The sequence below is a fragment of the Streptomyces sp. P9(2023) genome (genome assembly GCF_032436795.1).
In the GTDB taxonomy this organism is placed as follows: Bacteria; Actinomycetota; Actinomycetes; order Streptomycetales; family Streptomycetaceae; genus Streptomyces.
The window spans coordinates 394,622-415,179 of record NZ_JAUPWM010000003.1 but is presented as its reverse complement, the minus strand read 5'-3'; the positions used below and the strand labels follow the sequence as shown (position 1 = coordinate 415,179).

Genomic DNA, 20,558 nt, shown 5'->3' with positions numbered 1-20,558 from the left:
GACAGTCATGACCATCGACGATCTCGCACGCCCGGAATCCCCTGACGCGCCACCCGGGAGAACCGCCACCAGCGGAACCGGCACCGGGACCTGGAGCGCGCTGCGCCCCCTCGTCCTGCGCCTGCACTTCTACGCCGGCGTCCTCATCGCCCCCTTCCTGCTCGTCGCCGCCACCAGCGGCCTGCTCTACGCGCTCTCCTTCCAGGCCGAGAAGGTGATCTACGCGCAGGAGCTGGAGGTCCCCGTAGGGGACAAGGTCCTGCCGCTCTCGCAGCAGGTCCACGCCGCCACCAAGGTGAACCCCAACGGCACCGTCACAGCCGTCTGGCCCTCCGCCGAGGACGGCGCCACCACCCGCGTCCTCATGGACGACCCCGACGTCGAGGAGGGCAAGTCCCTCGCCGTCTTCGTCGACCCGTACACCGCCGAGATCCGGGGCCAGCTCCCCAGCTACGGCAGCTCCGGCGCGCTCCCGCTGCGCACCTGGATCGACGAACTCCACCGCGATCTGCGCCTGGGCGACATCGGCCGCAACTACAGCGAGCTGGCCGCCAGCTGGCTGTGGGTGATCGCGCTCGGCGGCTTGGCGCTGTGGATCGGCCGCAAGCGGAAGAACCGCCGGTCCCTCGTCGTCCCCGAGCGCGGACCCAAGTCCCGCCGTCGCACGCTGTCCTGGCACGGCACGGTCGGCCTGTGGGCGGTGGCCGGTCTGGTCCTGCTCTCCGCCACCGGCCTGACCTGGTCGCGGTACGCGGGGGAGAACATCGACGCGGTCCAGACCCAACTCGGCGGCGCCACCCCGACCGTCTCCGCGGCGCTCGAAGGCGCGGCGGCCGGCGGCTCCTCGGAGCACGAGGGCCACGACATGGGCGGTGACACGGCCGCCCCGAAGGGCGCGGACGTCGGCATCGACAAGGTCGTGGAGGCGGCCCGGGCGAAGGGCATCGAGGGCAGGATGTCCGTCGTCCTGCCCTCCGAGGGCAAGGGGTACGTCGTCAAGGAGACCGACACCGTCTTCCCGGTGCACCTGGACTCGGTGGCGGTGAACCCGGCCGACGGCGCGGTCATTGACGAGCTCCGCTTCGCCGACTACCCGGTTCTCGCCAAGCTGACGCGCTTCGGCATCGACGCCCACATGGGCGTGTTCCTGGGTCTGTTCAACCAGCTGGCGCTCGCGGCCCTGGCCCTCGCGCTCATCCTGATGATCCTCTGGGGCTACCGGATGTGGTGGCTCCGCCGCCCCGGCCGCCCGGTCGCGCGCGGGGCGTGGCGAAAGGTTCCGCCGACGATGCTGCTTCCGCTGCTCGCGGCGACGGCCCTGGTGGGCTGGTTCGTCCCGCTGCTGGGCCTCAGCCTGGTGGCGTTCCTGGTCGTGGACCTCGCCCTGGGCCTGGTGGCGAGGTTCCGGGCGAGGTCCGAAGCGGCCTGAGCCGGCCTGATCAGGGCGTGTACTTGTAGCCGACCCGCCGCACGGTCTGGATCGTGCGGCGGTGCTCGGCGCCCAGCTTGCGGCGCAGCCGCGCCACATGCACGTCGACGGTCCGCCCGTCGCCCACGTGCCCGTACCCCCAGACCGTCGTGACCAACTGGTCGCGGCTGTGGACCCGGTGGGGGTGGGCGACGAGGTGGGCGAGCAGCTCGAACTCCAGGTACGTGAGGTCCATCTCCACCCCGTCGACCCGCGCGACGCGCCGGACGGAGTCGATGGCAACGGGCCCTTCGGGGGCGGCGGGCTCCACGGCCGCCTGCGGGTCGGCCGGCACGAGTACGAGATACCCGACCATGGGCGGCCGCCCGGGCAGCGTCGGCAACGCGTGCGGCGGCGCGGGGAGCAGCGTGGCACCGGGCGGCAGGAACTCCGCGACCTGCGAGAGGTCGACGACCTCCTGCGGATCGACGGCCCGAAGCCGGTGCCGGCCGGGACGGAGAGGAGTGAGGGCAGCGGTCTGGGTGTGGGCCATGGGGATCTCAGCTCTTTCGCGCGAGTCGGAGACGTACGACGTCATTCGCGCGTCGGCCGAAGGCCACAGGACCGGTTCACATCCCGGTCGGGGCGTTAGAGGGCCGACGCGTTCCGCACGCGCCGACAGCACCGGTCGAAGTCGTGATGCTGCCGAGAAGGCCAGAACGGCTCAAGGTCGAAGCGACCTGTCGCGGTGTCGTTCTGGGTGGTGGTCATATTCCTATTGAACCAGAAGGGAATGCGGCCGACGACCCCCCTACCCCGCCGATCCCTCGGCCCCGGCCGTGCTCAACCCACCAACCGCCGCCGCCAGTCCAGCTCCGTGACCGGGATCGCCCGCCGGGGAGAGCCGTCCCAATCGACGGTCAGCCCCTCGGCGCGCAACGCCGACACGACCTCGCGACCCACGGCGCCTCCGGCACCCCGTCGAAGGCGCCGTACAGCAGATGGAGCGGGCCTCCCGAGGCCGCACCCTCGGTGCACTGGGAGTGGAAGAAGACGAACCCCCGTGCGTCCCCGGACCCTTCGGCGCCGATCTCCGCGGTGCCGCATGCACGGCAGCACGCGAAGTTCTCCGAGCCACGATGCCGCTCGCGTCGAGCGCCCGGAACGCCCGGGTGACCCGCTCGGCGTCCGTCGTCCCCACCCACCGGGCCAGCGCCCCCGCCTGCGCACGGCTCACCGGCAGGACGTCGCCGTCCACCAGATACCCCTCGGCGGCCTCCGCCAGGGCCTTCCGGTCCGCGTACCCGCACGCCACGAGCGTCCGCACGTGCTCTTCGAGCGGGACCAGGATGTCATCGGCCAGTTCGGGCAGTTCGGGCACGGGCGCCGGCGACGTGAACCCCGCGCTCTCCCAGACGACGCCGTCGTCCCAGCCGTGCGCTCCGCGTGCCCACCCCACCATGGCCTCGGTGGCAGGCCCCACCGACAACGCCGTAGGGGCGCCCACCGTGTTCACGGTCGGCGCCCCTACGGGACGGTGTGTGCGGATCAGACCTGGCCGGCCTTCGCCAGGGCCTCGCAGCAGGTGTCGACCATGAGGCGGGTCACCACGTACGGGTCCACGTTCGCGTTCGGGCGGCGGTCCTCGATGTAGCCCTTCTGGTCCTGCTCGACCTGCCACGGGATACGGACCGAGGCGCCACGGTCGGAGACGCCGTAGTGGTACTGGTCCCACGGGGCGGTCTCGTGCAGACCCGTCAGGCGGTCGTCGATGCCCGCGCCGTAGTTCTTGACGTGGTCGAGCGGCTTCGAGCCCTCGCCCAGCGACTCGCACGCGGTGATGATCGCGTCGTAGCCCTCGCGCATCGCCTTCGTCGAGAAGTTGGTGTGCGCGCCCGCGCCGTTCCAGTCGCCCTTCACCGGCTTCGGGTCCAGCGTCGCCGAGACCTTGAAGTCCTCGGCGGTGCGGTAGAGCAGCCAGCGCGCCACCCACAGCTGGTCCGCGACGTCCAGCGGCGCCAGCGGGCCGACCTGGAACTCCCACTGGCCCGGCATGACCTCGGCGTTGATGCCGGAGATGCCCAGACCCGCCTTCAGACAGTTCTCGAGGTGCGCCTCGACGATGTCACGGCCGAAAATCTCGTCGGCGCCGACACCGCAGTAGTAGCCGCCCTGCGGGGCCGGGAAGCCGCCGACCGGGAAGCCGAGCGGGCGCTCGCCGTCGAAGAAGGTGTACTCCTGCTCGATGCCGAAGATCGGCTCCTGCGCGGCGTACGTCGCGTAGACCTCGGCCAGCGCGGCACGGGTGTTGGACTCGTGCGGCGTCATGTCCGTGTTCAGGACCTCGCACAGCACCAGCAGGTCGTCGCCGCCGCGGATCGGGTCCGGGCAGACGAAGACCGGCTTCAGGACGCGGTCCGAGGCGTGTCCCTTGGCCTGGTTCGTGCTGGATCCGTCGAAGCCCCAGATCGGAAGCTCCTCCAGGGTGGCGCCCGTGCCCGGCATGATCTTCGTCTTCGAACGAAGCTTCGCGGTCGGCTCGGTGCCGTCGATCCAGATGTACTCAGCCTTGAAGGTCACGGGCCTCATCCTTTGGCGTGCTGCTGCTGCGGGGAGCGTGCTGCGGCTCGCGACGCTGCGAGAGCTGCGGTGTGGGTGTCTGCGCGCAGCTTGGCAACACGGGATTTCCCGGTCGTTGCCCGAATGTGAACCCCGTGTTACTCAGCCTTCCTGTGTTTCGCGGACCCGCCGCCCCACCACGTGCGCGTTGAGCAGCGACCCGAAGCCGGCGTTCTCGACACGCCGGGCGACCTCGGCGTACGTCGTCCCCAGCGCCTCCGCCGTCCGCCCCAGGTGCCAGTCGCAGTCCGCGAGCCGGCGCAGCAGATGGCCGCGCCGGATCTGGTTCTCGGAGAGCCGGAAGGTCTTCAGGTACACCGTCCGGCCCTTGTGGTCGGCGATCAGCTCGCCGATGTGCTGCTCCTGCCCGCCCCGCAGGAACGGCGGGAGGAAGCGGTACAGATCGTACGAATCCATCCGGTACGCCCGCTCGAAGGCGTACGACGTCTCCACCAGGTCCCGCGCCATCAGCCCGTCGTGCGCCTCCGCCCACGACCGCTCCTGCGCCCGCGCCGCCGCCCGCAGATCCGCGAGCGTGCGGACGGAGCCGGAGCCCGCCACCCCGTCCCGGATGCGCGCGGTGAACTCGGGCACGGCGGCGCCGTAGTACGCGTACTGGTGGATCAGCTCCCCGTACAGGTCCTCGATCAGCGTGGGGTGCAGGGCGCGGTAGTCCTCCGGGTGCGGCACGACGAACGCGGCGGCCAGGGCGTCGGCGACGTACAGCATCAGTCCGCACTGCCCCGGGTGGATCTCGAAGATCCGCAGCGCCTCCGCGAGCCCCGGCACGCTCCACCCCGCGTACGCCGCCTCGGCGCGCGGCGAGAGCCCCTGGCGTACCGCCTGCTGGGACCACTCGTCCCAGACGACGGACGGGCCGCCGAAGTGGAGCGCCAGATACCCCTCCAGGGCGAGGTGGAGAGGAAGGAACCGCAGCCGCTTCTCCGCCCGCCCGTCGTCGCCGCGTCGGCGCTTGGCGAGACGGTGGTGGGCGCGGCGCACGGGAACGGCGGGCGGCCCGTCGTTCCCGAGCCGCGTGCCGTACGCCGCCGCCTCGCGCTCGCCCCCGGACCCGGAGCCGGATCCGGACCAGTCCGCGACGAAGCCGTGCGGGATGTACGAGGTGTACGTCTTTCGGTCTCCGAGGTCGACGGAGCCGTGGGCGCCCCCGTACGCCTCGCGGTGCAGCCGCAGCCCCTGCACCGGCTCGGCCCGGACCAGCGGTACGAGCCGGACGCCGCCCCACACCTGCGCCGGCCGGGCCTCCAGACCGGTCAGATCGATCCGGGTCACCCTCGCGCCTCCTTCAGGAACAGTTCCACCCGCCGGTCCAGATAGGCAAGGAGCTCCGCGAGCCCCGTCCGCCCCTCGGCGAACTGGGCGATCTCCACCAGCGCCGGCAGGTCTTCCGCGTCCCGGATCCCGGCCGTCGGCACACTCGGCGCCAGCCGGCGCACGTCGAATCCGTTCGCGTCGTATACGGGGTTCACATGGACGGCGCTCGTCCGGCGCTCCGGGTCGAGCCGGGTCCGCCAGACACGCAGCACCTCGCCCGCGAGGCCGGGCGGCGCGTTGTCCCAGCCGTCCGAGACGATCACAAGCCGGTCGGGGGCGCGGCCTTCGGGCCCCTCCAGGGCGTCGAGGATCCGTGTTCCGAGCGGAGTCGGTCCCCAGGGCCGGACGAGCAGTGCGTCGGTGCCGCCCGAGGTCCAGTGCGCGGTGTACGCCCCCGGCGCGGCGAGCGCGTCGAGGAGGAAGTGACAGCCCAGGGCCACGGCGAGCGGCCGGCGCCGCTTCACGGCCGAACCGGAGGCGGAGTAGCTGTCGTCGAGCACCGCCGCGACCCGCCCCCAGCTCCCGGCGTACGGCCCCGCCACACGGCGCGCGGCGGCCCGCAGTGCGCCCGTCAGCTCGGCGCGCCGGGCCACCCTCTCCCCTAAGGGGAGGGAGAGGACGTAGAGCGCGAGCCGGGTCAGCGGCATCACGGTCAGGTCGCGCGCCCGCTCGGTCCGCAGCCGCTCAAGTCGGGTCATCCGGGGCGCGATCCGCTCCAGGAACACCTCGCGCGGTACGCCGTGCCGGGCCGCGAACCCCTCGGCGACGGTGAACGGAAGCTCGTACAGCGCCCCCTGCTCGTAGTGGGCACGGCGGTACGCGTCCAGGTACGGGTGCTCGTACCGGACCCGGCGGCCGGGCGCGAAGAGGAAGTCGCCGCACTCGGGGGCGGGGAGGGGGAGATGGGCGTGCCGGGCGACGGCCTTGAGTCCGGGCCGGTACTTGACGGCGTCGTGACCGAGGTCGGCGCGGCCGGCCAGCCAGTCGCGGACGATCGCGCGGGTACGGCGGTTGTTGACCTTGGCGGTGCGCAGGGCGCGGAAGAGGCGGTAGACGCGCTGCGGGGGCAGCGCGGCGAGCCGGGCGGCGATCAGCCGCCCCTCGGCCCGCTTCGCGTCCGGCCCGCCGGCCTCGTCGGCGGTGCGCAGCAACTGCTCGACGATCAGGGCCGCGTTGTGGTCGTTGATGTCGAGCGCGAGCGTGGCGGCGTAGACGGGGCGGTAGTTGACCCGGACGTACTCGTGCAGGAACGCGAGGGACAGTCGCTGCTCCCCGGCGGAGGAGCGGAACTCCCGCTGACCGGTGGCGGTGACGGCCGCGTTGACGAAGAGCAGGACGTCCTCGGCGGCGATGAGGTCGGAGAGCGTTTCCGTCGAGATCGTCGAGTTGGTCGAGTTCGTCGTCATGGGTCCCTCGCATGGGCATGGATGCCGGCCGGGGAATGGGGGCGCGAACAGCGAAAACGTTGCTACAGAGGCAGGTCCCGGAAGTCACACCGGAGTCCCGCGGCCGGCGCGTGCAAGGTAGCACCGGGGGAGGGGAGGGGGTCCAACGGTTTACGCCCCGGCCCGCCCCCCCGGTTGTGGGCAATCGTTCCGCAGGGCGATGGGGGTCCCCCCGGACGGAGTCTGGGGGAGGGTGGGCACAACCCGACAGCGGCGCCGCACCCGTGGTTCCCCTAGGGACTGGGAACCTGGGCCCGGCAAGGGCGCCGTCCCGCGTGCCCACCCTCCCCCAAACTGGGTCGCTGTCATAGCCGCACGGCAGACTGAGAGGCATGACGACAGACGCAGGCGGGAAGTTCCGGATCGGCCTCATCGGTACCGGCCCCTGGGCCGCGCGGACGCACGCGCCCGCGCTCGCCGCGCATCCCGATGTGGAGTTCGCCGGCGTCTGGGGCAGACGGCCCGAGGCCGCGGCGGAACTGGCCACGGCCTTCGGCACGACCGCGTACGAGGACGAGGAGGAGCTCTTCGAGTCCTGCGACGCGGTCGCCTTCGCCCTGCCCCCGGACGTCCAGGCCACGCTCGCGCTCCGCGCGGCGGCCATGGGGTGCCATCTGCTCCTGGACAAGCCGGTGGCCACGACGGTCGAGGCCGCGCGGCAGGTCGCCGATTTCGCCGACCTGGGCGGGGTCGCCTCCGTCGTCTTCTGCACGCTCCGCTTCGCGGAGCCGACGGCGCGCTGGATCGACGAACAGGCGGCGGCGGGCGGCTGGTTCCTCGGCGAGGCGCACTGGCTGGGCTCGCTCTTCGCGCCCGGTTCGACGAGCGCGTACGCGGCCTCGCCGTGGCGGCGCGAGAAGGGCGGCCTGTGGGACGTCGGCCCGCACGTGCTCTCCGCCTACCTGCCCGTGCTCGGCGACGTCACCGACATGACGGCCGTACGGGGCCCGGCGGACACCCACCACCTGGTCATGCACCACACCTCGGGCGCGACCAGCACGGCGACGCTCACCCTCTCCGCGCCCCCGAAGGCGGCGGGCGCCGCGCTGGCGTTCTACGGCGAACAGGGGCGGGTCGCGATGCCCCAGTGGGACGGCGCGGCGGGCGCGTACACCCGGGCGATCGACGCCCTGATCGAATCGGCCCGGACGGGCGTCCCCCACCCCTGCGACGTCCGCTTCGGCACCCGGATCACGGAGATCCTGGCGGAGGCGGAGGCGCAGATGACGGCAGCAGCAGGGCAGGAGGAAGCCTCGGCCCGAGTCAGCCCGGCTCGTCCCCGGCCGCCGTGCTCTCCGTCGCCATGATCTCCCGTACGCCCGTCAGGAAGCGTCGTACGGCATCCACCTCGCCCGCGTCGAACTCCCGCAGCAGCGCCACCGTTCCGTCGATCAGGGGTCCGAAGGACGACCGGCCCAGTTCCTTGGCGCTCTCCTCGACCCGGAGCAGTACGCGGCGGCGGTCGCGGGTGTCGCGGATGCGGGCGAGGTGGCCGAGGCGTTCGAGGCGGTCGATGACGGCGGTCGTGCCGGCGGAGTTGAGGCCGAGCTGGGCGCCCAGCCGGCCGGCGGTCGCGTCCGTTCCCGCGCGCTCGGCGTCGAGCAGGCAGATCAGGGCCCGGACGTCCGTGGCGTGCATCCCGTTGCGCGTGGCGAACTCGCCCTGCCGCAGGCCGTATTCGACCGTGACCGCGCGCAGGAGATGGAAAACCTGTAGCTCCGGTGAGTCTGTCACTCCGCCGCCTCCCGTCATATTATCTCGCTCAGCGAGATTATCGCCCAGCGAGAGGTTGCGCCATGCCCGCCGCCACCGCCACCGTCCCCCCTGCATTCCTCGCCGCCTACGACGCCGTCCTCGATCACTGGCCCACCAACACCACGACCTCCGAGCTGGTGACGGCGTACGGCACGACCCATCTCCTCAGCCACGGCCCCGAGGACGCCCCGCCCGTCCTCCTCCTGCCGGGCGGCGGCGCCACCGCCACGGGCTGGTACGCGATGGCCGCCGCGCTCGGCCGGAACCACCGGGTCCACGCCGTCGACCTGATCGGAGAACCGGGTCGCAGCGTGCCCGCGGCGGCCCCCGCCAACCCCCTCCGTACCGCCGACGACCTCACCGCCTGGCTGCACGCCCTGCTCGACGGACTCCGCCTCGACTCCGCCGCCTTCGTCGGCCACTCCTACGGCGCCTGGATCGCCCTCCACCACGCCCTACGGGCCCCCGAGCGCGTCGACCGGCTCGTCCTCCTCGACCCGACCAACTGCTTCACCGGCTTCAGCCCCCGCTACCTGCTCCGCGCCCTGCCCATGCTGCTCCGCCCCACCCCCGCCCGGAACGCCACGTTCCTGCGGTGGGAGACGCGCGGCGCGGACGCGGAACTCGACCCGGCGTGGCTGCGGCTGCTCGCGCTGGCCGCGGAGTTCCCGAGCGCCCGCCCCGTGACAGGCCCGCGCCCGACCCCCGCCGAGCTCGGCACCCTCAAGCCGCCGACGCTGCTCCTCCTCGCCGAGCGGAGCCGCGCCCACGACAGCGCCCGGATGGCGGCCCGGGCGCGGGCCGCCGTACCGCGCATCCGGACGGCGACGCTGCCCGGCGCCACGCACCACACCCTCCCGGCGGGGGCGCCACCGGAGACGTACGAGTGGATCGAAGGGTTCCTGAAGTCCGCGTGACCGTACCAAGGTCCGTGTGTCCGTCAGCGTGACAGGGCGTCCCGTACGGCCTCCTCGGACCGCCCCACCACCGCCGTGCCGTCCTCCGCCGTGATGATCGGCCGCTGGATCAGCTTGGGGTGCGCGGACAGCGCCTCGATCCACTGCTCGCGGCTCGCCTCGTCGCGCGCCCAGTCCTTGAGCCCCAGTTCCTTCGCGACCGCCTCCTGCGTCCGCGTGATGTCCCAGGGTTCGAGCCCGAGCCGCTCCAGGACGTCCCGGATCTCGGCCGGGCTCGGTACGTCCTCCAGGTAGCGCCGCACGGTGTACTCGGCGCCCTCCTCGTCGAGCAGATGCAGCGCGCCACGGCACTTGGAACAGGCGGGATTGATCCAGATCTCCATGCCGTCAACGGTACCCGGCGCACGCCCCTTCACCACCCCTCAAATACGGTCTGAACAGGGGCGATTGTCAGTGGGGGCGCCTAAAATAGGGGGTGAAGGTGAGGGTCCCGGGGAGGGCCCGCACCCCGCTTTTTCGCCAGGAGGTCGCCCATGGCACTCGCCGTGATCCGGACACCGTCCCTCGAACCCTGGAAGCCCCTCCAGAAGCAGCCGCTCCCCGCGGGCCGCCCCCGCGAGTGGTACGTGAGCCACAACCGCCGCCTGAAGGCCATGCGCCTCGCGATCGTCCTGCTGGACGCGGGCATCCACGACCCGGCGCGGGCCGGCAACGAGAAGATACGCACGACGGCGGAGCTCATCGGCATCCACCCGCCCTCGGACACCACCTGCCGCATGGTCCGCGCCCTGATCCGCTACGGCCGCTGACCCCGACGCCGGACCACCGGCCGAGGCCCCGGAGAGCGCACGCTCCCCGGGGCCTCGCACGCGTGCGCGTCGCGCGCTCACTCGCAGCCGACGCCGTCACCGTCCCGGTCGAGGTGGCTTCCGTAGCCCGGGTCGCCCACGCGGATCGGGTCGGCATCGGCGGCCCGCACGGCGTCGCAGTTCTTGTAGTACACGGAGCTGCCCCCGCCGGAGTCACCCGAGTCGTCCCTGGTGGGAGTGGGAGTGGGAGTCGGAGCCGGGGTGGTGCGCTTCGGCTTGGGCTTCGCAGTCGGCGTCGGCGACTTCGACGGCTCGGGGCGCAGCTCGGTGCCCGTCGTGGCGGGGCAGGCCGTGCCCGGCGCCACCAGATGGACGTTCGGGTCCGCGCCGGCCGGTACGAGCCGGGTGCCCGCCGCCGGACCTTGGAAGCAGACGATCCAGGTCGCGTGGTTCGTGGGCAGGCTGACGTCTCCGTAGGCGCTGGCCGCCCTCAACTCTCCGTCGATCAGCGCCTCCACGGAGGCCTCCGCCTCCGAGAACGTCTTGCCGACGACGTCGGGCATGAGGAGATCCGCACTCGGCGAGGGGGTAGGGCTCGACGACGCAGAAGCCGTCGCTGAAGCCGACGCCGCCGTTTTCGGCTTGGCGTCGCCCTGCTCCTCCGCCGGCGGGTCGCCGAGGAACGCAACCAGGAACCATATCCCCGAGAGCACCGTGGCCACGATCTTCTTCGTCTGGCCCCACGGACTCAGCCACGCCAGCGCGATACCGGCAGGCGGCAGCACGACCAGCGCCGTGATGACCAGCGCCGGATGCTGCCACCACTGCCGCCGCCGCACCGGCGGCGGCGTCTGCGTTCCATAAGGGTTCGGGTACGGCTGAGGGGGCTGGTTCTGGTACACGCGGGGCTCCTGGCAGCAGGGCCGCTCGACGCGGCGGCGAGGAAATGCGGGGGAATCGTAAACACCAAGTGAAGATCCCCGCACAGGTATTGCACAGATTGAGACCCGATGCGGCGAGGAGAGCCGCTGAGAAACGCCGAGGCCCCGCCGCTCTCCAGGGAGAGTGGCGGGGCCTCGTAAGACGCGACGGTCGGTACAGGCCCGACCGGCCGTCCTAGATGTCGAAGTAGAGCTCGAACTCGTGCGGGTGCGGGCGCAGCTGGATCGGGGCGATCTCGCTCGTGCGCTTGTAGTCGATCCAGGTCTCGATCAGGTCGGAGGTGAAGACACCACCGGCCTGCAGGTACTCGTTGTCCGCCTCAAGGGCTTCGAGGACCGCCGGGAGCGAGGTCGGGACCTGCTGGACGTTCGCGTGCTCCTCGGGAGCCAGCTCGTACAGGTCCTTGTCGATCGGCTCGGCCGGCTCGATCTTGTTCTTGATGCCGTCGAGGCCCGCGAGCAGCAGCGCCGAGAAGGCGAGGTACGGGTTCGAGGACGGGTCCGGCGCGCGGAACTCGACGCGCTTGGCCTTCGGGTTCGAGCCCGTGATCGGGATACGCATGGCCGCCGAGCGGTTGCGCTGCGAGTAGACCATGTTGACCGGGGCCTCGAAGCCGGGCACCAGGCGGTGGTACGAGTTCACCGTCGGGTTGGTGAAGGCGAGCAGCGACGGGGCGTGCTTCAGGATGCCGCCGATGTAGTAGCGGGCGGTGTCCGACAGGCCCGCGTAGCCCTGCTCGTCGTAGAACAGCGGGTCGCCGTTGGCCCACAGCGACTGGTGGACGTGCATGCCCGAGCCGTTGTCGCCGAAGATCGGCTTCGGCATGAAGGTCGCGGTCTTGTTGTTGCGCCACGCGACGTTCTTCACGATGTACTTGAAGAGCATCAGGTCGTCGGCCGCGGCCAGCAGGGTGTTGAACTTGTAGTTGATCTCGGCCTGGCCGGCGGTGCCGACCTCGTGGTGCTGGCGCTCGACCTGCAGGCCGACGTTCTCCAGCTCCAGCGAGATTTCCGCGCGCAGGTCGGCGAAGTGGTCGACCGGCGGGGCCGGGAAGTAGCCGCCCTTGTAACGGACCTTGTAGCCGCGGTTGTCCTCGACCGCACCGGTGTTCCAGGCGCCGGCCTCGGAGTCGATGTGGTAGAAGCCCTCGTTGGCGGCGGTGTTGAAGCGCACCGAGTCGAAGACGTAGAACTCCGCCTCCGGGCCGAAGTACGCGGTGTCGGCGATGCCGGTGGAGGCCAGGTACGCCTCCGCCTTCTTCGCGATGTTCCGCGGGTCACGGCTGTACTGCTCGCCCGTGATCGGGTCGTGGATGAAGAAGTTGATGTTCAGCGTCTTGTCGCGGCGGAACGGGTCCATGCGGGCCGTCGACAGGTCGGCGCGCAGCGCCATGTCGGACTCGTGGATGGCCTGGAAGCCACGGATCGACGAGCCGTCGAAGGCCAGCTCCTCCGACGGGTCGAACGCCGTCGCCGGGATCGTGAAGTGCTGCATCACTCCCGGAAGGTCACAGAAACGGACGTCGACCATCTTGACGTCGTTGTCCTTGATGAACTTCTGGACCTCGTCGGCGTTCTGGAACCCGTGCTTCTCGGACATCCCACTCCTCCTACTCCCGGCCCGGGGAGGGGCGGGGTTGCAGCTCGGTCGTGCGGCCAGTGCGGTGGCACACGCTGGACCCGACCATAGGCAGACGGGATTTCTCAAGCGTGACCCATTTGTTTCGACCAAGTTAACCGGGCTTGGTGTGCGCGGCAGCCCGGCACGGCGATGCCGACCCGGGCCGAAGTGATCGAAAACGGGCCCAGTACCGTGGACGCGTGGACAACAGGCAAGCACTCGGATCATGGCTGTCCGGCCCCCGCGCGGCGGCCGAGGACGCAGGCGTCGACTTCGGTTACCGCGGTCAGCAGCTCGGGCTCCCCGAGGAGGGGCCCGGTTCGATCGCCCGCCCCGGCCGCCGGATCGGCGCCCTCGCCGTCGACTGGGCCCTGTGCATGGTGATCGCATACGGCCTCGTCACCGACGGCTACAGCCAGGCGACCGGCAACTGGGCGCTCGTCATCCTGCTCGTCCTGAGCGTGCTGACGGTCGGCACCATCGGCTCCACCCCGGGCAAGCGGATCTTCGGCCTGCGAGTCGTCTCGGTCGCCGGCGGCCGGCTCGGCGTCGTGCGCGTGGTCGTCCGCAGCCTGCTCGTCTGCCTCGCCATCCCGGCCCTGATCTGGGACCGCGACGGCCGCGGGCTCCACGACCGCCTCGCGGGCGCCGTCCAGGTACGCATCTGAGCACGTTCCACCAACGAAAGGGGCGCCCGGAACCGATCGGTTCCGGGCGCCCCTTCGTCGTACAGAAGTCGTCAGCGCATCTTTCCGCCGCGCGGCATCCGCATGCCCTTCGGCATCGGACCCTTCGGCACCGGCATGTTGCTCATCAGGTCGCCCATCGCCCGCAGCCGGTCGTTGGCCACCGTCACCTGCGGGCCCGAGAGGACGCGCGGGAGCTTCAGCATGGTCGTACGGACCTTGTTCAGCGGCACCTGACCCTCGCCGTTGCCGACCATGATGTCGGTGACCGGCACGTCCACGACGATGCGGGCCATCTTCTTCTTCTCGGCCGCGAGCAGCGGCTTCAGCCGGTTCGGGTTGCCCTCGGCCACCAGCACGATGCCCGCCCGGCCGACCGCGCGGTGCACGACGTCCTGGCTCTTGTTCATCGCGATCGCCGGGGTCGTCGTCCAGCCGCGTCCGATGTTCTGCAGCACCGCGGCCGCAGCGCCCGGCTGGCCCTCCATCTGACCGAAGGCCGCGCGCTCGGCACGGCGTCCGAAGATGATCGCCATCGCCAGCAGCGCCAGGATGAATCCCAGAATGCCCAGGTAGACCGGGTGACCGATCACGAAGCCGATCGCGAGGAGGACACCGAGTACGACGATGCCCACGCCCGCGACGACAAGCCCGACCTTCGGGTCGGCCTTTCGGGTCATCTTGTACGTGAGGGCGATCTGCTTGAGTCGCCCCTGGTTCGCAGCGTCGCCGCTGCCCGTGTTTGCCTTCCTCGCCATGTCCTGAAGTTTACGTGGCCCGGGAAGCGCGGCCAGCCACGGCCTCCATCACGTGCTGGGCCTCGACCCGGTCCTTGGCCCGGCGGCGGTCCTCCAGGACCGAGGTCCAGGCGTTGCGGCGGGCGGTCCGCTGGCCTCCGGAGAGCAACAGCGCCTCGACGGCCTTCAGGGCGTCGGTGACGGACGGGATGGCGGTGGCGCGGACGTGTGTCGCGGCCTGCATGACGGGGTCCTCCCTCAAGCATGGATGAGATGAGGTGGGGGGTGGGGCGGAGAGCGGCGCTCACGCCCTGGCGGTGGCCGTGGCGGTGAGTGAACTCAGGCTCACAGAACGGTGTTACCAGCGCGTGACCCGGCGGTCAAACACTGATGAAACGTTGATGGGGCCATCTGTGCGCCTCCGGAAACGCCGACGCGGCCCGTACGGGCCCCTGACCTGCGGGGGCATACGGGCCGCGACGGATTCGGCCATTACCGGCCGGTAACCACTTGTGCGCGAGTTCACACAGTCTTGGGCGGCGGTCGTCACACGGCCCGGGGGCCGTGGCTCAGACGGCCTGCGTCGCGTTGTCCACCGCGCCGCGCTTCTCGATCGCCTGCTGGAACAGACGGCCCGCGCGGTACGAGGAACGGACCAGCGGGCCCGACATCACACCGGAGAAGCCGATCTCGTCGGCCTCCTCCTTCAGCTCCACGAACTCCTGCGGCTTCACCCAGCGCTCCACGGGGTGGTGCCGGACCGAGGGCCGCAGGTACTGCGTGATCGTGATCAGCTCGCAGCCGGCGTCGTGCAGCTGCTGGAGCGCCTCGCTGACCTCCTCGCGGGTCTCGCCCATGCCGAGGATCAGGTTCGACTTCGTGACCAGACCGTAGTCTCGGGCCTTGGTGATGACGTCCAGCGAGCGCTCGTAGCGGAAGCCGGGACGGATCCGCTTGAAGATCCGCGGCACCGTCTCGACGTTGTGCGCGAAGACCTCGGGGCGGGAGGCGAAGACCTCGGCCAGGAGCTCGGGCACCGCGTTGAAGTCGGGGGCGAGCAGCTCGACCTTCGTACGGCCGTCGGCGCGGCCCGCCGTCTGCTCGTGGATCTGGCGCACGGTCTCCGCGTACAGCCAGGCGCCGCCGTCCTCCAGGTCGTCGCGCGCGACGCCGGTGATGGTGGCGTAGTTCAGGTCCATCGTGACGACCGACTCGCCGACGCGGCGGGGCTCGTCACGGTCCAGCGCCTCGGGCTTGCCCGTGTCGATCTGGCAGAAGTCGCAACGCCTCGTGCACTGGTCACCGCCGATGAGGAAGGTGGCCTCGCGGTCCTCCCAGCATTCGAAGATGTTGGGACAGCCCGCCTCCTGGCAGACCGTGTGCAGGCCCTCGCTCTTCACGAGGCCCTGCATCTTCGTGTACTCGGGACCCATCTTCGCCCGGGTCTTGATCCACTCGGGCTTGCGCTCGATGGGGGTCTGGGCGTTACGGACCTCCAGGCGCAGCATCTTGCGTCCGTCGGGTGCGACTGCGGACACGACCGGCTCCCTGTAACTTCGATTCTTCGGCGCACACCAGGGTACGCCCGTTGTTCGTACGGTTTTCAGTCTGGCCAACCTGTGGCCAGAGCTCGGCATTCCCTAGGCGGACGCCACGGCGGCGGGCTCGGCGACCTCGGCGGACACGGCCGCGTCGGCGCGCTCGATCTCGCGCGGCTTCGGCTCCGCGTTCTCGAGGACCGCCGTCAGGTGTTTCTCGATCACCGGCAGGACGTCCTCGATGGTGATGTCCCGGCCCAGCTCGTTCGCGAGCGAGGCGACGCCCGCGTCGCGGATGCCGCACGGGATGATCCGGTCGAACCAGGTGTTGTCCGGGTTCACGTTCAGCGCGAACCCGTGCATCGTGACGCCCTTGGCGACCCGGATGCCGATCGCCGCCAGCTTCCGGTCCTCGCGGCGCTGGCCGGCGTTGGACGGGGCGTACTCGGGACCGTTGAGGCGCGGGTCGAACTCCTCGTCGGTCAGCCGCGGGTCGAAGTCGAGCGAGAGTCCACCGAGCGCGGGGCGCTGCTCGACCGGGTCGCCCAGCACCCACACACCGCTGCGGCCCTCGATCCGGGTGGTCTCCAGGCCGAACTCGGCGGCCGTGCGGATCAGCGCGTCCTCAAGGCGGCGGACGTGCGCGACGACGTCGACCGGGCGGGGCAGCTTCAGGATCGGGTAGCCGACGAGCTGGCCCGGGCCGTGCCAGGTGATCTTGCCGCCCCGGTCCACGTCCACGACCGGCGTCCCGTCGAGGGGGCGCTCGCTCTCCGCCGTACGCCGGCCCGCCGTGTACACGGGCGGGTGCTCCAGGAGCAGGCACGTGTCGGGGATCTCGTCGGCGAACCGGGCGGCGTGCACCTCGCGCTGCTTGTCCCAGGCCGCCTGGTACTCCACGGCGTCCTCGCCGAAGCCCAGACGGGCGAATCGCAGCTCACTCACGGCAGTGCCTCCTCCTGTGCCCGTGCCGGTTTCCGGGGATCGTCCCGGGGCCGGCTCGGCGCCATGCGTCATTCGCGCCCATGCCACTGTACGGCCGCGGCGGGGGAGCGGGTCCGGCAGGTGTACGAGGAGGTGTACGAGGAGGTGTACGAGGGGGCATCGTCACCCGCCCGGTGTGCGCGTGCTGTAAATCCCGCCGACGAATCCTCACACGATCGGATGAATGTGGGGCGAAGGCGGCGGTATGGGCGGTGAGGGCCGCTAAATTCACGCCGTTCCATGAGGGTCCACACGGGCTTCCACCCGGGCCCGGAAGGCAGGAGACCGCACAGCTGATGACGGAACGACCCCCGCAGCGCATCCCGAACCGCCAGCTCGCCGCGCTCATCGCCGAAGCCGGGTTCTCCAACGCGGGCCTGGCGAGACGGGTCGACCAGCTCGGCCTGGAACACGGACTCGACCTGCGGTACGACAAGACCTCCGTGACCCGCTGGCTGCGCGGTCAGCAGCCGCGGGGCACCACCCCCGCCCTCATCGCCGAGGTCTTCACCCGCCGGCTCGGCCGCCGCCTCTCCGCACAGGACCTCGGTCTGGACGCCTGCGCGCCCGTGTACGCCGGCCTGGAGTTCGCGGCGACGCCCGAGGAGGCCGTCGACATCGTCAGCGGGCTGTGGCGCAAGGACTCCGGCAGCCACGCCGAACTCCGCAAGATCGCCTTCACCCCGGCCGGTCTCGTCGTCCCCAGCCGGGACTGGCTGATCGGGCGCGCCGACGAGCGGGTGGCGCACGGGGAGACGGCGGCGCCCAACGGCCGGCTCGCGCAGGACGCCCGCGTGCCGCCGCAGGGCAGGCTCTCGGTGCCCCGGCAGCGCGGCACGGACCGGGGGCCGGGGCAGCGGGTCTCCAGCGGGGACATCTCCGCGCTGCGCTCGGTCGGCGAGCTGTTCCGCACCCTCGACCACGCGTACGGCGGCGGCCACGCCCGCCAGGCCCTGGTGCGCTATCTGGAGCACGAGGCCGAACCGATGCTGCGCGGCACGTACGGCGAGTCCGTCGGCCGCCGGCTGTTCGCGGCGGCGGCCGACCTGACGAGGCTCGCGGGCTGGACCTCGTACGACATCGCCGCGCACGGACTCGCCCAGCGGTACTTCGTCCAGGCGCTGCGGCTCGCGCAGGCGGCGGGGGACCGGGCGTACGGCTCGTACGTCCTGATCACCATGAGCCGCCAGGCCGTCTACCTCGGCCACGGGCGGGAGGCTGTGCAGCTGGCCCGGGTCGCCCAGCAGGGCGTCGGCTCGGCCGCCCCGCCGGTCGTCCAGGCGCTGCTGCACTCCGTGGAGGCGCGCGGGCACGGGGTGCTGGGCGAGGCACGGGCGTGTGGGGCCGCGCTGGCGCGCGCGGAACGGGCCCTTGAGGCGGCCAGGCCGGGCGACGACGTGCCGTACTGGGCGCGGCCCTTCGACGAGGCGCAGCTCGCCGACGAGTTCGGGCACTGTCACCGCGACCTCCAGCAGTACCGGGCCGCCGCCCAGCACGCCGAACGCTCCCTCCAGCTGCGCGCCCCCGGCTTCGCCCGCAGCCGCCTCTTCTGCCGCGTGGTCCTCGCCTCCGCCCGCCTCGGCCTCGGCGAACTCGACCAGGCCTGCGCGCTGGGCGCGGAGGCGGCCCAACAGGCCTCCGAGATGCGCTCGGCCCGCGCGCTGGAGTACGTACGCGACTTCGAACGCCGCCTGGAGCCCTACCGCGACGCGTCAGCGGTCCGCACGTACCGGGACCGCGTGGCGGCGATCGGCTGACGCGCGCGCCCCCGTGGGGCGGTGGCCGGGCGTCCCACCCGGCGTGGGGTGGTGGCTGGGCGTCCCCGCCCCCCCCCGCGTGGGGTGGTGGCTGGGCGTCCCCGTCCCCCGCGTGGGGTGGTCCCGCCTGCCCACCCCCGCGTGGGTCGGTCGCCTCGCCCCCCACCCCGTGTGGGCGGCCGTCCCGCCTCCCCCACCCCCCGTGTGGGCGGCCGTCCCGCCTCCCCCACCCCTCGTGTGGGCAATCGTCCCGCTGGGGCGGGACGCGTGGGCACACGGGACGGCGCCCCATGCGGGCGCGCTCCGCACGAGAGCCCGGGCCTGCACCCCGGGGCCGTTGCGCGTTCAGGGACCTCGGGGTGGGCGTAGGCGCACGGGGCGGTCGCGCCCGCCAAGGGCGCCGTTCCGTTGTGCCCACCCTCCCCCAAGCTCCTCGCTTCGCTCGAGCAGGGGGGACCCCCATCGCCCCAGCGGAACGATTGCCCACAACGGGGTGGGGGGGCGCCCGGCGGGACCGTTGCCCACAACGGGGCGGGGGGTCCGGCGGGACCGTTGCCCACAAAGGGGCGGGCCCTACGCCGCTGCCTCCGAAGGTGGGGTCTGGGGGAGTGGGGCGCCCAGGTCTTTCAGGAGGGCCTGGGTCGCGCGGTGGGCGGAGGTCAGGGCGCCCTGGGGGGAGGACGTGTCGCGGTGGTCGCCGCAGACGTAGAGGCCGGAGAGCAGCCGGACCGGGCGGCGCGGGTCGTGCGGCGGGCGCATCGCCGGGACCGCGTCCGGCGTGTGGTGGAGCGCCAGCAGCTCCCACTCGTCCGTCGACGTCCCGTACAGCGTCGCGAGATGCTTGCGCACCCGCCGCTCCACGTCGTCCGGCGGCGCCCCCAGGATCGTCGAGGTGACGAGGACCCGGCCGGCCGGCGCCCGCGTGGGGTCGACGGCGCTCATCACCGCCGAGTACGCCACCGGACCGCCCCGGTCGGACTCCAGGAGCAGGACCGGCTCCTGCGCGGGCGCCTCGGGCGCCGTGTGGTGCAGCACCGTCACCGGGTGGAAGGCCGGCACCCGCAGCCCCGGCAGCAGCTCCGCCGCCGTCCGCGCGCCCGTCGCGAGGACCACCGAGCGGCAGCCGAACACCCCGTGCTCCGCCGTCTCGACCCGGTTGACCGCGACGTCCGTCACCCGCACCCCGGTCCGGACCGTGCCCGGCGGCAGCGTCGCCGCCAGCAGTGCGGGCAGCGCCCCCGAGCCGCCCTCCGGTACGCCCGACCGGCCCCGGGCGAACGCGCGCAGCGCCAGGTCGGCGTAGCGGCTCGACGTGCGCAGGTCGGGGTCGCCGAGCAGCGCCGCGACCAGGGGCCGCAGCACGCCCTGGACCGTACGGGCGGGCAGCCGGGCCGTCAGGCCCTCGCGCGCGGTCCGCTCCTGACGGGTCAGCAGGCGCTGCGCGGGCGTCGCGGCGAGCCGGGCCAGGGAGGCGCCGAGGCGCGCCTGGTCCAGCGAGGCCGCCGGATTACGGGGGGCGCTCGCAAGGGCGCGCGCAACCGTGTACGCGCCCCCTACGCGCCAGGCGGCGTGCGACGCACCGGCCCCCCGACCGTGCGCCGACCCCCGACCGTGCGAGGCGGCGCGTCGGCGGGGGTGGGGGAACGGTTCGCCGATCCGCACGTACCGCCCGTCGCTGTGCACCAGCGCCCCCGGCGCGAACGGCCGCAGCGGCACCCCCTCCAGCCCCCGTGTGCCGAACGGTTCCGTGTACGAGGTCGTGAGCGGCGCCCCCACCCGGTCGAGCCGGAAGCCGTCGACGTCGTCGGTGAGCATCCGGCCGCCGACCTGCGGGCCGGCCTCCAGGACCGTGACCCCGAGTCCGGCGCTGGTCAGCCGGTGGGCGGCCGCGAGACCCGCGATCCCGGCCCCGACAATGACGACGTCCGTGACGTCGTCCGTCACGTCATCCGTGACGACATCCGTATGGCGTGCGGTACTGAGCACGTGCCCCTCCCCAGGTCGGC

Annotated in this window: 19 protein-coding genes and 1 pseudogene; 6 read left to right on the top strand and 14 right to left on the bottom strand. The window is 72.2% G+C overall.

Annotation, left to right across the window (positions count from 1 at the left end; all coding sequences use genetic code 11):
• Positions 1 to 7: 7 nt before the first annotated feature.
• Entirely contained in the window at positions 8 to 1,429 is a 1,422-nt protein-coding gene (locus Q5762_RS06795) for a PepSY domain-containing protein (RefSeq protein WP_315891049.1), read from the top strand.
• A gap of 10 nt (positions 1,430 to 1,439) precedes the next feature.
• Here the strand turns inward: Q5762_RS06795 and Q5762_RS06790 are convergent, their stop codons facing one another.
• From Q5762_RS06790 to Q5762_RS06775, 5 genes and pseudogenes are all read right to left on the bottom strand, one after another.
• Positions 1,440 to 1,961, bottom strand: a complete 522-nt coding sequence (locus tag Q5762_RS06790; RefSeq protein WP_315891048.1) for a winged helix-turn-helix domain-containing protein — start codon at positions 1,959 to 1,961, stop codon at positions 1,440 to 1,442.
• A 290-nt stretch (positions 1,962 to 2,251) separates the two neighbouring features.
• A pseudogene (locus Q5762_RS39925) lies at positions 2,252 to 2,870 on the bottom strand (DUF6891 domain-containing protein).
• An 86-nt stretch (positions 2,871 to 2,956) separates the two neighbouring features.
• Positions 2,957 to 3,988 carry a glutamine synthetase gene (gene glnII, locus Q5762_RS06785; RefSeq protein ID WP_315891047.1) on the bottom strand — a complete coding sequence of 344 codons (1,032 nt, stop codon included), beginning with the start codon at positions 3,986 to 3,988 and terminating at the stop codon, positions 2,957 to 2,959.
• Positions 3,989 to 4,129: 141 nt separating this feature from the next.
• Entirely contained in the window at positions 4,130 to 5,320 is a 1,191-nt protein-coding gene (locus Q5762_RS06780) for an ARPP-2 domain-containing protein (protein ID WP_315891046.1), read from the bottom strand.
• Positions 5,317 to 6,768 (bottom strand): hypothetical protein, encoded by a 1,452-nt coding sequence (locus tag Q5762_RS06775; RefSeq protein WP_315891045.1) that lies wholly within the window; start codon positions 6,766 to 6,768, stop codon positions 5,317 to 5,319. The genes Q5762_RS06780 and Q5762_RS06775 overlap by 4 nt, the downstream gene beginning before the upstream one ends.
• 371 nt (positions 6,769 to 7,139) lie before the next feature.
• Here Q5762_RS06775 and Q5762_RS06770 point away from each other — a divergent pair, with 371 nt between their 5' ends.
• Positions 7,140 to 8,114 (top strand): Gfo/Idh/MocA family oxidoreductase, encoded by a 975-nt coding sequence (locus Q5762_RS06770; protein WP_315891044.1) that lies wholly within the window; start codon positions 7,140 to 7,142, stop codon positions 8,112 to 8,114.
• On the opposite strand, the gene Q5762_RS06765 is transcribed toward Q5762_RS06770, so the two are convergent.
• Positions 8,071 to 8,559 (bottom strand): MarR family transcriptional regulator, encoded by a 489-nt coding sequence (locus tag Q5762_RS06765; protein ID WP_315891043.1) that lies wholly within the window; start codon positions 8,557 to 8,559, stop codon positions 8,071 to 8,073. The two genes, Q5762_RS06770 and Q5762_RS06765, sit on opposite strands and share 44 nt — an antisense overlap.
• Positions 8,560 to 8,603: 44 nt before the next feature.
• Between Q5762_RS06765 and Q5762_RS06760 the strand changes: the two genes are divergently transcribed.
• Positions 8,604 to 9,479 (top strand): alpha/beta fold hydrolase, encoded by an 876-nt coding sequence (locus tag Q5762_RS06760; protein WP_315891042.1) that lies wholly within the window; start codon positions 8,604 to 8,606, stop codon positions 9,477 to 9,479.
• Positions 9,480 to 9,502: 23 nt separating this feature from the next.
• Here the strand turns inward: Q5762_RS06760 and Q5762_RS06755 are convergent, their stop codons facing one another.
• Complete coding sequence (locus Q5762_RS06755; protein WP_315891041.1) at positions 9,503 to 9,862, bottom strand: arsenate reductase family protein; 360 nt, start codon at positions 9,860 to 9,862, stop codon at positions 9,503 to 9,505.
• Positions 9,863 to 10,012: 150 nt separating this feature from the next.
• On the opposite strand from Q5762_RS06755, the gene Q5762_RS06750 reads away from it, so the two are divergent.
• On the top strand, positions 10,013 to 10,288 hold the full coding sequence (locus Q5762_RS06750) for a hypothetical protein (RefSeq protein ID WP_315891040.1): 276 nt from the start codon (positions 10,013 to 10,015) through the stop codon (positions 10,286 to 10,288).
• Positions 10,289 to 10,365: 77 nt separating this feature from the next.
• Here the strand turns inward: Q5762_RS06750 and Q5762_RS06745 are convergent, their stop codons facing one another.
• Entirely contained in the window at positions 10,366 to 11,190 is an 825-nt protein-coding gene (locus Q5762_RS06745) for an excalibur calcium-binding domain-containing protein (RefSeq protein ID WP_315891039.1), read from the bottom strand.
• Positions 11,191 to 11,404: 214 nt separating this feature from the next.
• The gene (gene glnA, locus Q5762_RS06740) at positions 11,405 to 12,829 is read right to left on the bottom strand and encodes a type I glutamate--ammonia ligase (protein WP_315891038.1); all 1,425 of its coding nucleotides are present in this window, start codon (positions 12,827 to 12,829) and stop codon (positions 11,405 to 11,407) included.
• Positions 12,830 to 13,050: 221 nt separating this feature from the next.
• Here glnA and Q5762_RS06735 point away from each other — a divergent pair, with 221 nt between their 5' ends.
• Positions 13,051 to 13,518 carry an RDD family protein gene (locus Q5762_RS06735; protein ID WP_315891037.1) on the top strand — a complete coding sequence of 156 codons (468 nt, stop codon included), beginning with the start codon at positions 13,051 to 13,053 and terminating at the stop codon, positions 13,516 to 13,518.
• Positions 13,519 to 13,589: 71 nt separating this feature from the next.
• On the opposite strand, the gene Q5762_RS06730 is transcribed toward Q5762_RS06735, so the two are convergent.
• The 4 genes from Q5762_RS06730 to lipB all read right to left on the bottom strand — a co-directional run bounded on the left by Q5762_RS06730 (position 13,590) and on the right by lipB (position 16,756).
• Positions 13,590 to 14,294, bottom strand: coding sequence for a DUF4191 domain-containing protein (locus Q5762_RS06730; protein ID WP_315891036.1), 705 nt, complete (start codon positions 14,292 to 14,294; stop codon positions 13,590 to 13,592).
• 10 nt (positions 14,295 to 14,304) lie between these two features.
• Positions 14,305 to 14,517 carry a hypothetical protein gene (locus tag Q5762_RS06725; protein WP_315891035.1) on the bottom strand — a complete coding sequence of 71 codons (213 nt, stop codon included), beginning with the start codon at positions 14,515 to 14,517 and terminating at the stop codon, positions 14,305 to 14,307.
• Between the two features lie 325 nt (positions 14,518 to 14,842).
• Positions 14,843 to 15,811, bottom strand: a complete 969-nt coding sequence (lipA, locus tag Q5762_RS06720; protein ID WP_315891034.1) for a lipoyl synthase — start codon at positions 15,809 to 15,811, stop codon at positions 14,843 to 14,845.
• A gap of 102 nt (positions 15,812 to 15,913) precedes the next feature.
• A complete protein-coding gene (lipB, locus tag Q5762_RS06715) occupies positions 15,914 to 16,756 on the bottom strand; it encodes a lipoyl(octanoyl) transferase LipB (RefSeq protein ID WP_315891033.1) in 843 nt (280 codons plus the stop codon).
• 335 nt (positions 16,757 to 17,091) lie between these two features.
• Here lipB and Q5762_RS06710 point away from each other — a divergent pair, with 335 nt between their 5' ends.
• On the top strand, positions 17,092 to 18,552 hold the full coding sequence (locus tag Q5762_RS06710) for a regulator (RefSeq protein ID WP_315891032.1): 1,461 nt from the start codon (positions 17,092 to 17,094) through the stop codon (positions 18,550 to 18,552).
• Positions 18,553 to 19,125: 573 nt separating this feature from the next.
• Here the strand turns inward: Q5762_RS06710 and Q5762_RS06705 are convergent.
• Positions 19,126 to 20,538, bottom strand: a complete 1,413-nt coding sequence (locus Q5762_RS06705) for an NAD(P)/FAD-dependent oxidoreductase (RefSeq protein ID WP_315891031.1) — start codon at positions 20,536 to 20,538, stop codon at positions 19,126 to 19,128.
• Positions 20,539 to 20,558: the final 20 nt, after the last annotated feature.